Source organism: Anoxybacillus sp., assembly GCF_036834105.1.
Taxonomy (GTDB): domain Bacteria; phylum Bacillota; class Bacilli; order Bacillales; family Anoxybacillaceae; genus Anoxybacillus.
In genome coordinates, this window is record NZ_DAITON010000071.1 from 1 (window position 1) to 11804 (window position 11804).

The 11804-nt window shown below is 38.4% G+C and carries 13 protein-coding genes; 9 read left to right on the forward strand and 4 right to left on the reverse strand.

The genetic code is table 11. The annotated features are described in order from the left end of the window. The coding region (locus V7Z64_RS08295; protein WP_442885109.1) for an AMP-binding enzyme at positions 1–290 on the forward strand (290 nt) is incomplete at its 5' end. Positions 291–321: 31 nt separating this feature from the next. On the opposite strand, the gene V7Z64_RS08300 is transcribed toward V7Z64_RS08295, so the two are convergent. Continuing rightward, the gene (locus tag V7Z64_RS08300) at positions 322–912 is read right to left on the reverse strand and encodes a helix-turn-helix transcriptional regulator (RefSeq protein ID WP_297988293.1); all 591 of its coding nucleotides are present in this window, start codon (positions 910–912) and stop codon (positions 322–324) included. A 200-nt stretch (positions 913–1112) separates the two neighbouring features. Here V7Z64_RS08300 and V7Z64_RS08305 point away from each other — a divergent pair, with 200 nt between their 5' ends. The 5 genes from V7Z64_RS08305 to V7Z64_RS08325 all read left to right on the forward strand — a co-directional run bounded on the left by V7Z64_RS08305 (position 1113) and on the right by V7Z64_RS08325 (position 6264). Beyond that, positions 1113–1316: a hypothetical protein gene (locus V7Z64_RS08305; RefSeq protein WP_297988295.1), complete on the forward strand. Its 204-nt coding sequence runs from the start codon at positions 1113–1115 to the stop codon at positions 1314–1316. A gap of 126 nt (positions 1317–1442) precedes the next feature. Further along, positions 1443–2108, forward strand: a complete 666-nt coding sequence (locus tag V7Z64_RS08310; protein WP_297988297.1) for an ATP-binding cassette domain-containing protein — start codon at positions 1443–1445, stop codon at positions 2106–2108. Between the two features lie 1367 nt (positions 2109–3475). Beyond that, the gene (locus V7Z64_RS08315) at positions 3476–4156 is read left to right on the forward strand and encodes an ABC transporter permease (RefSeq protein ID WP_297988300.1); all 681 of its coding nucleotides are present in this window, start codon (positions 3476–3478) and stop codon (positions 4154–4156) included. Continuing rightward, on the forward strand, positions 4156–5064 hold the full coding sequence (locus V7Z64_RS08320) for an ABC transporter ATP-binding protein (RefSeq protein ID WP_334110047.1): 909 nt from the start codon (positions 4156–4158) through the stop codon (positions 5062–5064). The genes V7Z64_RS08315 and V7Z64_RS08320 overlap by 1 nt, the downstream gene beginning before the upstream one ends. A gap of 90 nt (positions 5065–5154) precedes the next feature. Next, complete coding sequence (locus V7Z64_RS08325) at positions 5155–6264, forward strand: DUF418 domain-containing protein (RefSeq protein ID WP_297988302.1); 1110 nt, start codon at positions 5155–5157, stop codon at positions 6262–6264. Positions 6265–6269: 5 nt separating this feature from the next. On the opposite strand, the gene V7Z64_RS08330 is transcribed toward V7Z64_RS08325, so the two are convergent. After that, on the reverse strand, positions 6270–6449 hold the full coding sequence (locus tag V7Z64_RS08330; RefSeq protein ID WP_020424565.1) for an aspartyl-phosphate phosphatase Spo0E family protein: 180 nt from the start codon (positions 6447–6449) through the stop codon (positions 6270–6272). 185 nt (positions 6450–6634) lie between these two features. Here V7Z64_RS08330 and V7Z64_RS08335 point away from each other — a divergent pair, with 185 nt between their 5' ends. Continuing rightward, positions 6635–7498 carry a fumarylacetoacetate hydrolase family protein gene (locus V7Z64_RS08335; RefSeq protein ID WP_021094003.1) on the forward strand — a complete coding sequence of 288 codons (864 nt, stop codon included), beginning with the start codon at positions 6635–6637 and terminating at the stop codon, positions 7496–7498. A gap of 22 nt (positions 7499–7520) precedes the next feature. On the opposite strand, the gene V7Z64_RS08340 is transcribed toward V7Z64_RS08335, so the two are convergent. Next, positions 7521–8711: an ornithine--oxo-acid transaminase gene (locus tag V7Z64_RS08340; RefSeq protein WP_021094004.1), complete on the reverse strand. Its 1191-nt coding sequence runs from the start codon at positions 8709–8711 to the stop codon at positions 7521–7523. A 149-nt stretch (positions 8712–8860) separates the two neighbouring features. Between V7Z64_RS08340 and V7Z64_RS08345 the strand changes: the two genes are divergently transcribed. Together V7Z64_RS08345 and V7Z64_RS08350 are read left to right on the forward strand one after the other, a co-directional pair. Further along, the gene (locus tag V7Z64_RS08345) at positions 8861–9217 is read left to right on the forward strand and encodes a YisL family protein (RefSeq protein WP_042534529.1); all 357 of its coding nucleotides are present in this window, start codon (positions 8861–8863) and stop codon (positions 9215–9217) included. 111 nt (positions 9218–9328) lie between these two features. Then, positions 9329–11272, forward strand: coding sequence for a putative bifunctional diguanylate cyclase/phosphodiesterase (locus V7Z64_RS08350; protein ID WP_042534527.1), 1944 nt, complete (start codon positions 9329–9331; stop codon positions 11270–11272). On the opposite strand, the gene V7Z64_RS08355 is transcribed toward V7Z64_RS08350, so the two are convergent. Continuing rightward, positions 11269–11804 (reverse strand): DUF2777 family protein (locus tag V7Z64_RS08355; RefSeq protein ID WP_442885110.1); only part of this gene is annotated, 536 nt, incomplete at its 5' end. The two genes, V7Z64_RS08350 and V7Z64_RS08355, sit on opposite strands and share 4 nt — an antisense overlap.

The window sequence follows — 11804 nt, forward strand, 5'->3', positions numbered from 1 at the left end:
AAGGGGTGTTGTACGAGCATCCAGCGGTGTTAGAGGCGGCAGTCATCGCTGTTCCGCATGAAAAATGGGGCGAAACGCCGCATGCATTCGTCGTCGTCCGTCCAGGAAAAGAAGTGACAGAACAAGAGTTGATCGCCTTTTCACGTGAAAAACTTGCCCATTTTAAAGCCATCACCGGCGTCACATTCGTTCAAGAATTGCCAAAAACCGCATCAGGAAAAATACAAAAAGTACATTTGCGCAACGAATATTGGCAATCAATAGGAAAGACAGGAAGATATGTGAATTAAAAAATAAGTGCTAGCTAAACGAGGCTAGCACTTATTCTATGAGTTTTAGTCGCATCGCAGCAGCAATTGCCCCCGCTCTTGAATGGACACCCAACTTTTCAAAACAAGAAGAAAGATGGCGCTCTACTGTACGTTTACTTATGTTAAGTTTTTCACTTACTTGATTATTTGTATAATCATTTGCAATCATCTGTAAAATACGGATTTCCATATCATTTAATTTGCACAGAAGTGGCTGTTGTTCAATTAAGAATAACGTTTGCCCATTAGCTACTTGTTGCAAAATATTTGATAGTTGTGTTTGAAATATTTCACTTGTGACGATTGCTGATACGCCGACTTCATATGCTGTCGAAACAACAGCGGGATGATAGCAGGGGCATATAAGTATAAAGTGAACGAGAGGTGATTGTTTCTTTGCGTATCTAATCCATTCAATCGTTTTTGTATTAAGAAACGGAATGTGCATAATTAATATGTCAAAGGAAATAGAACATATGTACTTATCTGGATAGTTATATGTATAGTCAATGATTTCTATATTTTTTTCATTTGATAATAGTGACTTTAATCCGAGTAGATAGATAGAATCATAACTCGTGATCAATAATCGAATAGGCATGCCATACTCCCCTTTCTGATACTAGATTTTACTTTTTAGAAATGGAATTTTCAATATTTATTAGAAAAAATGGCGAATTTCCGCTAAAAATTGGCGTAAAATACGGATTTTTTATTTTTTTCACTTTTAGTAGAATCAGAAACGGGAGTTGGATTTGCTTTCTGTTTTGTAGAAAAAGATGTAGAAAGGGACGTGATAACATGTTAGCATTAATCAAGAAAATCGCTCAATACTTGGTTAAAAATTGGGATAAGTTAGCGGAATGGATTAAAAAGGCAATTGTTTCGATTGCAGGAAGTGCCATTGTAGATGCGATTATTAGGGGAGTGGAAGCTGTTATTTCATATCTGTCTAGCTTGCCATCATCAGTTATCGAATATATTGCAAAGTTGTTAGGACTATAAAAATTTATAGCTGTTGACTTTTTATTGCTGAACAAACGCTAGGTAAAGGAAGTACCTAGTGAAAAAAGCAAATCCACTCCCTTTCTTCTCACGTATATATTATATAAGAAAAAGAAGGGGAGTGCAATGACTACTGGTTCGGGACTAATTGTAAGAGATTTTACAAAAAAAGTTAAAGATATGAAGATATTCGAAAGTGCACAATTATATGTCGAAAGTGGACAAATTGTTCATTTGGGTGGAGAAAATGGGGTTGGTAAGACTACCTTTTTAAGATGTGTGGCTGGGTACGAATCGTTTGAAGAAGGAGATGTTTTTATTTTAGGCTATGATCTCAGAAAAATAAGGAGAGAATTATTGAGGGAACTCATTTGTTTTGTACCTAGCGATGAATTCTCCTTTTGTGATTTACTTACTCCAAGAGAATACTTTTTGTTTGTGAGAAATTTCTTTCGGAAAAGTTATGGTCAAAATGAGGAGAAAGAGCTAGTTGAGAGGCTTTGTCTTGAATCCTATCTAGATAAGCAAATATCCCGTTTGTCTTTTGGTACGAAAAAGAAAGTGGTGTTTTTGGCAGCTTTGTTGGCTCAGCCTTGTTTGCTGGTATGTGATGAAATCTTCGAAGGATTAGATTCCAATTCTGTAGAGGAAATAAAAAAAATAATACTCGAGCGCAAAAAAACGGGAGGAATGACTTTGTTTACAACACATATAAGGGAAGTCGCGAGTAACATAATAGACCGCTTCTATGTTATAGAGGAAAGAAAAATATTGAGTTTAAACAAGAATTAACGTGGAAGTGGATAAAATGTTAAAAGCTTATATCGTATACTATCGTTTATATAATAGATTTGTAGAAAATGAGAGTAATAAACTCTATCCATGGCTTTTTTCGCTATTTTTGAATATAATATTTGCATTCATTTTGTGTAGTTATAACAAAAATATCGTTCTGAAAATAGTCCCTTTTACTTTGTTTTTTTTAAACATAATAGTTATATCAATTGAAAAAGGTGATGCGACAAAGAGGTTTTTGAATGTTGTGTATACTACTCCGATATCTGCACGCACAGTTTCATACTTAAATATTATTTGCAGAGTTTTTTCAAGAGACATGGTTCGATGGTATATTTTGAATATTGTTGTTTTTTTTTCTTTGGATGTACCGTGGGAATTAAGTGTACTGTATTTTGGAAGAACTTTCGCACTCTTGTCTTTTGTTCCATTGATTGAATATATGTTTATTTCGAAAGTAACAGTACGGATCAGTAAAATATTGTTTATTATGTTTTTTTATTTTACTCTAGGAATAGACTATTTTCAAATTTCAAAGGATTATTTTGATAGCTTTATTTTCTGGGGTGTTCCAGCATCCTTTATATTCCATATGATTTTTGTTGATAAGTTGTTAGCTGTTAACTATGATGGTAGAAAAGATTCTGATGTAAGCAATAGGCTACACAATATCTTATATGTCCCCTTCATAAGAAGGGTTCGTGATCCTATTGTTCGTACGATCATAACCCTTTTTTTTAGAGATAAAAAGAATCTTCATGATTTTACATATATGTCTTTGTTTGTGCTTTGTTATGCTCTGTATTTGTATAAAAATGATATATATCATTTAGAATTTATTATTTTTTATTTTGTGTTTGTAATACACTCGTTTATTCATTATCAAGTAAAGCTGAAAAGAAGAATAGGGAAAGTGAATCGATTTTTAGAGTTTTATGATATTAAGTTTTGTGTTATTAAAAAGAGTTTGGATTACCTAGTTTTGTTTTTTAATATAAAGTTTACTATATTGTTTGCTATTATGTATGTCTTTTTTATGGATTTTAAGTGGTTATTTTTCATAAAAATATGGATCTACTCTCTCTTGTTCTCATGTTTCTCTGTTCTTATGGACGTAAGAAAAAGAAGGTACACTTCTTTTTTGAAGTATGTGTGCTGTTGTTTGCTCATAGGATCTTTTGTTTTGATCTTGTTGTAGTTCTCAAGGGAGGAATGTTTTGTGCGATATATTATTTTATCCATCCTTATTGTGTTATATCTTCTGTTTAGAAATAAGCCGCCATACGATTTTATTTTTGCTACAATAATGTTTATGCAGCTAATCTACATGTTGTCAAGAAAGGTGAAACGGAAAGAGTGATAAAATGATGTGGGCAATTTGTATTCAAGAGTTTAAATCTTTGTTTAAAACATGGAAGTCTATGTTGGTTATTATTTTGTTTTTATCAATTAGTTTTCTATCTGGAAAATTTTTTTCGAATCATCAAACATTATTGATGAATAACGGTGATGTGCCGGTTTTTGTTTCAAGCATTCGCGCTCTTGTGTTATTTTTAGGAACATTGTTTGTGATGGCGTTATCACATGATTGTGTGAATAAGGAGATAGAGCATCAAACGATGCGTTTGCTAGTAACGAAATGCTCTCGTGATGCCATTATTTTTGGAAAGTTTTTAGGGATTTTTCTCTTTTGGGGAGTTTGCTTACTCATCTCTTTTTCTATTGTTAGTTTATACTCAAACGAATTTTATATCATGGAATTGATCAAACTTTTATCATTTTTAAGTTTTGTAATTGCCATTGCTATATTACTTTCTTCATTTGTGCACAGACCCAACCATACGATGTTCTTGGGGATACTAGTAGGCTTACTTATTCCTATCATTGGTATATGGTCTCTTTTTGATGCCCGAATAAGTATGTTAAAATATATGTTTCCTTATTACTATATGATGGAGAATGGGTTGTATATCTTTGTTCCGTTACTGTTTTCTTTTCTTATTGTGTTACTTGTTATTTTGTACATGAGAGGAAGAGATTTTTAATGAATATGATTGAAGTACATGAATTAAAAAAAAGATATAAGGACGTGCTAGTTGTCAAAGGAGTGTCATTTCATGTTCAGAACGGAGAAGTTTTTGGGTTTTTAGGGAAAAACGGGGCTGGGAAGACAACGACAGTAAACATGTTGACGGGGATATGCCTTCCTACAGAAGGGAAATTTTTTATAAATGGAATTAGCCATCGAAATATGGATGAGATCAAAAAATATATAGGAGTTATGCCTGATGTGAGCAATTATTATCTCCATATGAATGCAATAGAGCATTTGAAGTTTTTTGCCCAATTAAAGCGGACGAAAGTGAAAAAAGAGAATATATATGATTTATTAGAACAGGTTGGGTTAAATGGACATGAGAAGAAAAAAGTTGGACATTATTCGTTTGGAATGAAGAAAAAACTCGGTATTGCTCAAGCGTTAATTGGAGATCCAAAGGTCATATTTTTGGATGAACCGACTTCCGGACTGGATCCCGAGTCGGCATTTGCTATACAAGAAATGATTAAGCGCTTATCAAATGAAGGTTTAACTATATTTATGACTTCTCATAATCTGTACGAAGTGGAGAAAATTTGTGATAAGGTAGCCATTATGGAAAATGGGCTCATTTCGAAAATCGGAACAATTGAACAATTAAAGAAGAGCGGTGTCTCGCACGTGGAGATAGTTATTAAAATAAAGGGAGACTATAATTATGCTGCGCAACGTTTGCAGCAAACAATGAGTGATGAGATAGCACATATATACCATGATCATCATTATATTTATTGTTCTTTATATCATGAGGATTCCATTCCGACATGTGTACGTATGCTATGCAACAGCGGAATAAATGTGTATGAGCTAAATGTAAAAGAGCGTTCGATGGAAGATGTGTTTTTTGGAAAATGAATAGTTAACAACTGATATAATGGCATGTACCGTTGTCAATTGACAGCGGTCTTTTTTTTCTTTACGCTGAAATGGAAAAGGAGGGAGATTATGCGTATTTCAATGATTGATGCGGTGCGTGGTTTTGCGTTGTTTGGCATTTTGCTTGTGAACGTTCTTGATTTTTCGCTTCCGACGCTGTATGTCGATGCCACGGTGTTTGCGAAAGATGGGCTTGATCGCTTCCTGCTCGCATTTGTTGATATATTTGCGCAAGCGAGCTTTTATCCGCTTTTTTCGATGTTGTTCGGCTGGGGAGCATGGATCATGCTTGACAAAGGGGGCGAGAAATTCCGGGTCACTTTTTTACGCCGCTTGTTTGCGTTGTTGTTATTTGGGATGTTTCATGCGTTTTTCATTTGGCATGGCGATATTTTAATCGGTTATGCGATCGTTGGGTTGTTTCTTTTTCCGTTTTTTCGGGCAAGGGCAAAGACGTTGCGGCGCTTTGCGCTTTCGCTTTGGGGCGGTTGGGCTGGCGTTTCAACGATGTTGATGTGGGTGATGTGGAAACAATATGGCGATGTCGATTTTTCAGAGCCGACGTTAGCGAAGCAAGCTGTCGCGAACTACCAACAAGGGACATGGGAACAAATTTTTATGCAGCGGGCGTATGATTGGTTGTACGTCAACTCGTTTACACAAGCGTTCATTTTTATTTTAACGATTTTGCCGTTTTTTTTATTTGGGGCATATATCGCAAAAGAAAAATGGTTTCATGACATGAACATAAATCGCGCAACGATAAACAAGTGGTGCATCGGTTCGTTCGTTGTCGGCGTCATTTTTAAAATGTTGCCTTATGTCGAAAAAAATATTGTGACAACGTATGCGCAAGATATGATTGGAGGACCTGCGCTTGCTTTGTTTTATTTTACTGCATTTTCGCTTATGGCATCGCAAGTCGTTCATGTTTTTGCTCCTGTTGGCAAAATGGCGTTAACAAATTATTTGACGCAATCGATCATTTGTACGACGTTGTTTTATTCATATGGCTTCGGATGGTATGGAAAAGTAACACCGAAACAAGCGCTCGCTGTCGCATGTATCGTGTATGTCATTCAAGTCGTATGGAGCCATTGGTGGTTGAAAACATATCGCATCGGACCGATGGAGCGAGTATGGCGATGGATGACATACGGAAAAAAGAAAACGACATGAACAGATCATGTCGTACAAGGCTTGTCCTCTTTTTCTTTATGGAAAAGCACGGCTTCTTTTAAATGTTTGTTTAACAATTCATCGAGCTCTTGACTGCATTGGATCGTTTCTTTCGCAGAAAAACCGTACGTTTGTGCCAATTCAATTAATTGTCGTCTTTTCTTTTCGATGAGGGAAAGAGACATAAGATTCACCAACATTTTTCATTTTCGTTAACAGTCTGTAAATGACTGTACGTATAAACTATTATACATATTCTGAAGAAAAAGGAAATAGTATAATATGCTGAAAAATAATTTTTTTACAAAGGAGTCTACACGTGAAAAAGAGAAAATAGTGATGTTCGATCATACGAAAGAGGGGATGGAAAATGAAATTTGTGACAGCATATGCGGGATCGGATGTGTTTGTCGGGGTTGTACACGAGCAAAAGGTCGTTCATTTATCGAAAGCGGATGAAACGATACCGAATACGATGATTGAATGCGTCGAACTTGGGGAATTGTTCATTGAAAAAGTGCAACGTGTGCTTGAGCGCGTACAGCCAGAGTGGACGTATGAACTTCACGATGTGCAGTTGCTTGCGCCGATTCCACGTCCGACAAAAAACATTTTTTGTATCGGAAAAAATTATGCCGATCATGCGCAAGAAATGGGAAGTATAGCGGATCGCGAAAATATGATTGTATTTTCGAAAGCGCCAACGACAGTGATCGGACATGAGGCACCGATTTTACGCCATGCGGATGTGACGGATCAGCTAGATTATGAAGGAGAGCTTGCGATTGTGATTGGAAAAAAAGGAAAAGCGATTCCGAAAGAACAGGCGCTCGATTACGTGTTTGGTTATACGATTATAAACGATGTGACTGCGCGCGATTTACAAGAAAGACATAAACAATATTTGCTTGGCAAAAGTTTAGATACGTCATGTCCGATGGGACCGTGGATCGTTCATCGGTCAGCGATCGCTCATCCGCATGCGTTACATATTGAAACGAAAGTAAATGGCGAAGTGAGACAATCGGCAACGACAGCGCAATTTATTTTCGACATTCCGACGATCATTGCGACGTTGTCGAAAGGGATGACGTTAGAGCCAGGGGATGTCATTGCGACAGGAACGCCAGCTGGTGTTGGAAAAGGAATGAATCCGCCGCGCTTTTTACAGTCGGGGGATGTGATTGAAATTACGATTGATCAAATCGGGACGTTACGGAATGTAGTCAAATAAAAAGCTGGGGTGCCCCAGCTTTTTACTGTTCAAATACTTTTTTCACTTTTTCAATGGCCCAGTCGAGCTCTTCTTTTGTAATGACGAGCGGTGGAGCGAAGCGGATGACTGTGTCATGCGTCTCTTTACATAATAGCCCTTCTTGTTGTAGTTTTTCACAATATGGGCGTGCCGCAACATGCAGTTCAACGCCGATAAATAGTCCTCTGCCGCGCACTTCTTTAATGTGCGGATGATTAATTTCGCGCAATTTTTCTTGGAAATATTGACCGAGCTCAAATGAGCGCTCTGGCAATTTTTCTTCAACGATTACATCAAGCGCAGCGATCGAAACAGCACAAGCAAGCGGGTTGCCCCCGAACGTCGATCCGTGCGATCCCGGATTAAATACGCCGAGAATATCTTTGTTTGCGGCAACGCATGAAATTGGGAATACGCCGCCACCGAGCGCTTTACCGAGAATGTACATATCTGGCTCTACTTCTTCCCAATCGCACGCAAACATTTTACCAGAACGGCCAAGACCGGATTGAATTTCGTCAGCAATATATAACACGTTATGTTGTTTACATACGTCATATGCGGCTTTTAAAAACCCTTCTGGCGGAATGTTAATGCCCGCTTCCCCTTGAATCGGTTCAAAAATAAACGCTGCTGTATTTGGTGTAATGGCTTGCTTGAGCGCTTCGACATCGCCGAACGGAATAACTTTAATGCCTGGGAGCATTGGACCGAATCCACGTTTGTACTCTGGGTTTGATGACATCGATACAGCTGTCATCGTCCGACCGTGGAAGTTATCTTCACAAACGATAATTTCCGCTTGATCGGCAGGAACGCCTTTCACGTCATACGCCCAGCGGCGCGCCGCTTTGACGGCTGTTTCTACCGCTTCCGCTCCTGTGTTCATCGGTAAAACCATTTCTTTTTTTGTTAATTTCGCGACTTTTTCATACCATGGACCGAGCTGATCGTTATGGAATGCTCGGGATGTTAATGTAATTTTATTTGCTTGTTCAATGAGCGCTTGTACGATGCGCGGATGGCGATGTCCTTGGTTGACCGCAGAGTAAGCGCTTAACATATCCATATAACGATTCCCTTCTGGATCTTCTACCCATACACCTTCGCCTTTTGATAAAACGACTGGAAGTGGATGATAGTTATTTGCGCCGTATTTTTCTGTTAGTTCAATGATTTGTGCTGTTTTCACGTCAATCCCTCCTATTTCGATCGTCACATATATAACATACTTGAAGTGAATATAGAAAGTAAATAGAAAAGGTGAGCGTTTTCTTTTTCAAATGTCATATGGACGTGTTATGATGGGCATATATGAAATCAAAAGAAAGGAGCATCTGTATGACACATGCACATATTACGACGTGGGTTGTCGCGCTTATTTTATTTGTCGTTGCGATTGCGTTTCAAGCAAAAGGACATGAAAAAACAAAAATGGTACACATGTTGTTGCGCTTATTTTACATTTTGATCATCGCGACAGGGGCATGGATTTTACATAGCATGTCTTCATTTCCGTTCCTTTATATCGTGAAAGTGATTGTCGGTTTATGGGTCATTGGAATGATGGAAATGATTCTCGTTCGGACGGCAAAAGGAAAAAACACGAACGTCCTTTGGCTTCAGTTCATTGTTGCGTTTGTGATCGTGCTATATCTCGGATTTAAACTACCATTTGGCTTTTCTTTCTTTTCGTAAAGTTGGCATATTCGCCAACTTTTATCTTTTTCTACCATATGGAAATGTGCTATAATGAAATTAATTGATAATTCTAAAAATATAAAGAGAAAGAAAGAGTGGGAAAAGGGGATGAAATTATTTCAAACGGTTTGCCACACGTTTGCGGATTGGGAACGATGGGTGAGCGACTATCGTTTATATGAGTACGACCAGCTAACGATTTTTGTTTCTTCGCTTTCCCCTTCGTTTCGGATGCAAGTCGAACAGTACGTGCATCATCATTTGCCCCAAGCGCAGCTTTTTCCGATGATTGGGGATGCATCGGAACAAGCAGTCATTTGTGCCCTCGTTGTTGACGATTGTCGAGCGGATATGGACGAGATGCGTCAAAAAATGAAGCTATCGGAACAATATTACCGCTCTTTATTCGAGCATAATCCAGATATTGTATATTCCACCGATTTAGAAGGTAATTTTACAAGCGTCAATCCGGCGTTTGAACGAGTGTTCGGGTATAGGGCAGAAGAAATTTTGCATACAAACTCGCTTCATTACATTAAAAAAGAAGATATTCCGCGCGTGCGCCGCTATTTTTATCGCGCGTTAAAAGGGAAAGTGCAACAATACAATTTAGAAATTCCATCGAAATCAGGAGAAGTATATTTATTCCAAATTAAAAACGTTCCGATTATCGTTGACGGAAAAAAGGTTGGCATTTATGGCATCGGTCGCGACATTACTGAACAAAAGCGCGCGGAAGAGCATATGAAATATATCGCCTATCACGATGTCGATACGGGGCTACCGAACCGATTGAAATTTACAAACATCGTAAAACAAGCGATCGATCAAGCGAAAGAAACAGGTAATACGCTTGCTGTATTGTTTGTGGATATGGATCGTTTTAAAATCGTGAACGATACGATTGGGCATTACGGTGGGGATGAAATATTAAAACAAATAGCCGAACGAATAAAAAACGTATTGCCCCGAGGGGCTCATTTAGGTCGCTTCGGTGGGGATAAGTTTAGCCTGTTGTTTACTGAGCAAGCGAATGTAGACACGGTCGTTGAATGGACAAAAAAGCTGCTTCAACATATTGCGGCGCCGATTGTATATGAAGAAAAAGAGTTTTTTTTAACCGCAAGCGTTGGGATTAGTTTTTATCCAGCGGACGGTGTGGATGCCCAATCGCTATTAAAAAATGCGGATACAGCGGTGAATCGCGCGAAACAAACAGGCGGCAACGGCGTAAAATTGTACGCCACAAAAATGAACGAGCAAGTGATGTATCGCGTCGAGCTGGAGCGATATTTGCGAAAGGCACTTGAAAAAAACGAATGTTTTCTCGTCTATCAACCGATTATGGACTTAATGACAGGAAAAGTTATTGGTAGTGAAGCGTTGTTGCGCTGGAAACATCCGAAAATCGGCCTTGTTTCTCCGCTTGAGTTCATTCCGATTGCAGAAGAAATTGGCTTCATCCACGATCTTGGGCGATGGGTGCTTACTGAAGCATGCATGCAAACGAAAACATGGCACGATCTCGGCTTCGATTCATTCATCGTTTCTGTCAATGTTTCAGCGACGCAATTTCAACATCCGACGTTTTTTGAAGATGTGCAACAAGCGCTCAACGAGTCAAAACTTCCTGCACATTGTTTGCATTTGGAATTAACGGAAAGTTCGATGCTGCGCAACATGTATTACAGCATTCACGTCATGAAGCAGCTTCAACAGCTTGGCGTACATGTGTCGATTGATGATTTTGGCACAGGCTATTCATCGCTTAGCTATTTAAAGCATTTGCCGATTCGTACGTTGAAAATTGACCGATCGTTCATTTATCAACTTCATAAAGATCGTTCGGACATTGCGATCGTCAAATCGATTATTACGATGGGTCATGGTTTGCGTTTAAATGTTGTCGCAGAAGGTGTGGAAACGGCTGAACAAATGAAATTGTTGAAACGATTAAAATGTCATTATGCGCAAGGGTACGGCATTTTTAAACCTCTTCCTGCGGAACAATTTGAAAAACAAGTGTTGCAAGGAAGTAAATCTATCATTTAATGATCGAGTTGGACACCAATGATTTTTTTTCCCGTTTGCAACGTCAGCTCGAATCGATGTTGTTTGTCGTCAAAATAATGTTGCACGTTGCACATATCCAGTGAATTATCAAACATTAAAAAATTCACCCCTTTTTCAGCAAATAACATATAGTTATAACAATACAAACAATCGTATACGGAAAAGTTCCATTCGTTCATTAAATGAATAAAATGGAAAAACGCGTGGTCGGGTAGCTGGGAAAGCCATTGTTCGTATGCGTGCGACAACGGTTTGATGTAGCGAAGACGATCACCGTTTTTTAATGTATACCGTTCTGTCACATAAATGTCCCCATCTTCACTAAGCCATCCTTTTACCCATTGACCGAAGCGAAAAAGTTCAACCTCCTCAGGCAAACTTGTAAACTCATGTGCTTCATCGTCTTCGTCAAAAAACACCCATTCGCCGTTCACTTGTTCAACAACACCGTACACGTAAGCCCGTTTTTGTGTACGCAATGATGAGAGACGATCCATCATTATTTCCTCCT

What these genes read in the sequence shown, in the direction of transcription:
- V7Z64_RS08305 (WP_297988295.1), top strand. Translation starts at nt 1,113, where the DNA reads ATGTTAGCATTAATCAAGAAAATCGCTCAATACTTGGTTAAAAATTGG.
- V7Z64_RS08325 (WP_297988302.1), top strand. Translation starts at nt 5,155, where the DNA reads ATGCGTATTTCAATGATTGATGCGGTGCGTGGTTTTGCGTTGTTTGGC.
- V7Z64_RS08350 (WP_042534527.1), top strand. Translation starts at nt 9,329, where the DNA reads ATGAAATTATTTCAAACGGTTTGCCACACGTTTGCGGATTGGGAACGA.
- V7Z64_RS08315 (WP_297988300.1), top strand. Translation starts at nt 3,476, where the DNA reads ATGATGTGGGCAATTTGTATTCAAGAGTTTAAATCTTTGTTTAAAACA.
- V7Z64_RS08330 (WP_020424565.1), bottom strand. Translation starts at nt 6,449, where the DNA reads ATGTCTCTTTCCCTCATCGAAAAGAAAAGACGACAATTAATTGAATTG.
- V7Z64_RS08345 (WP_042534529.1), top strand. Translation starts at nt 8,861, where the DNA reads ATGACACATGCACATATTACGACGTGGGTTGTCGCGCTTATTTTATTT.
- V7Z64_RS08300 (WP_297988293.1), bottom strand. Translation starts at nt 912, where the DNA reads ATGCCTATTCGATTATTGATCACGAGTTATGATTCTATCTATCTACTC.
- V7Z64_RS08320 (WP_334110047.1), top strand. Translation starts at nt 4,156, where the DNA reads ATGAATATGATTGAAGTACATGAATTAAAAAAAAGATATAAGGACGTG.
- V7Z64_RS08335 (WP_021094003.1), top strand. Translation starts at nt 6,635, where the DNA reads ATGAAATTTGTGACAGCATATGCGGGATCGGATGTGTTTGTCGGGGTT.
- V7Z64_RS08310 (WP_297988297.1), top strand. Translation starts at nt 1,443, where the DNA reads ATGACTACTGGTTCGGGACTAATTGTAAGAGATTTTACAAAAAAAGTT.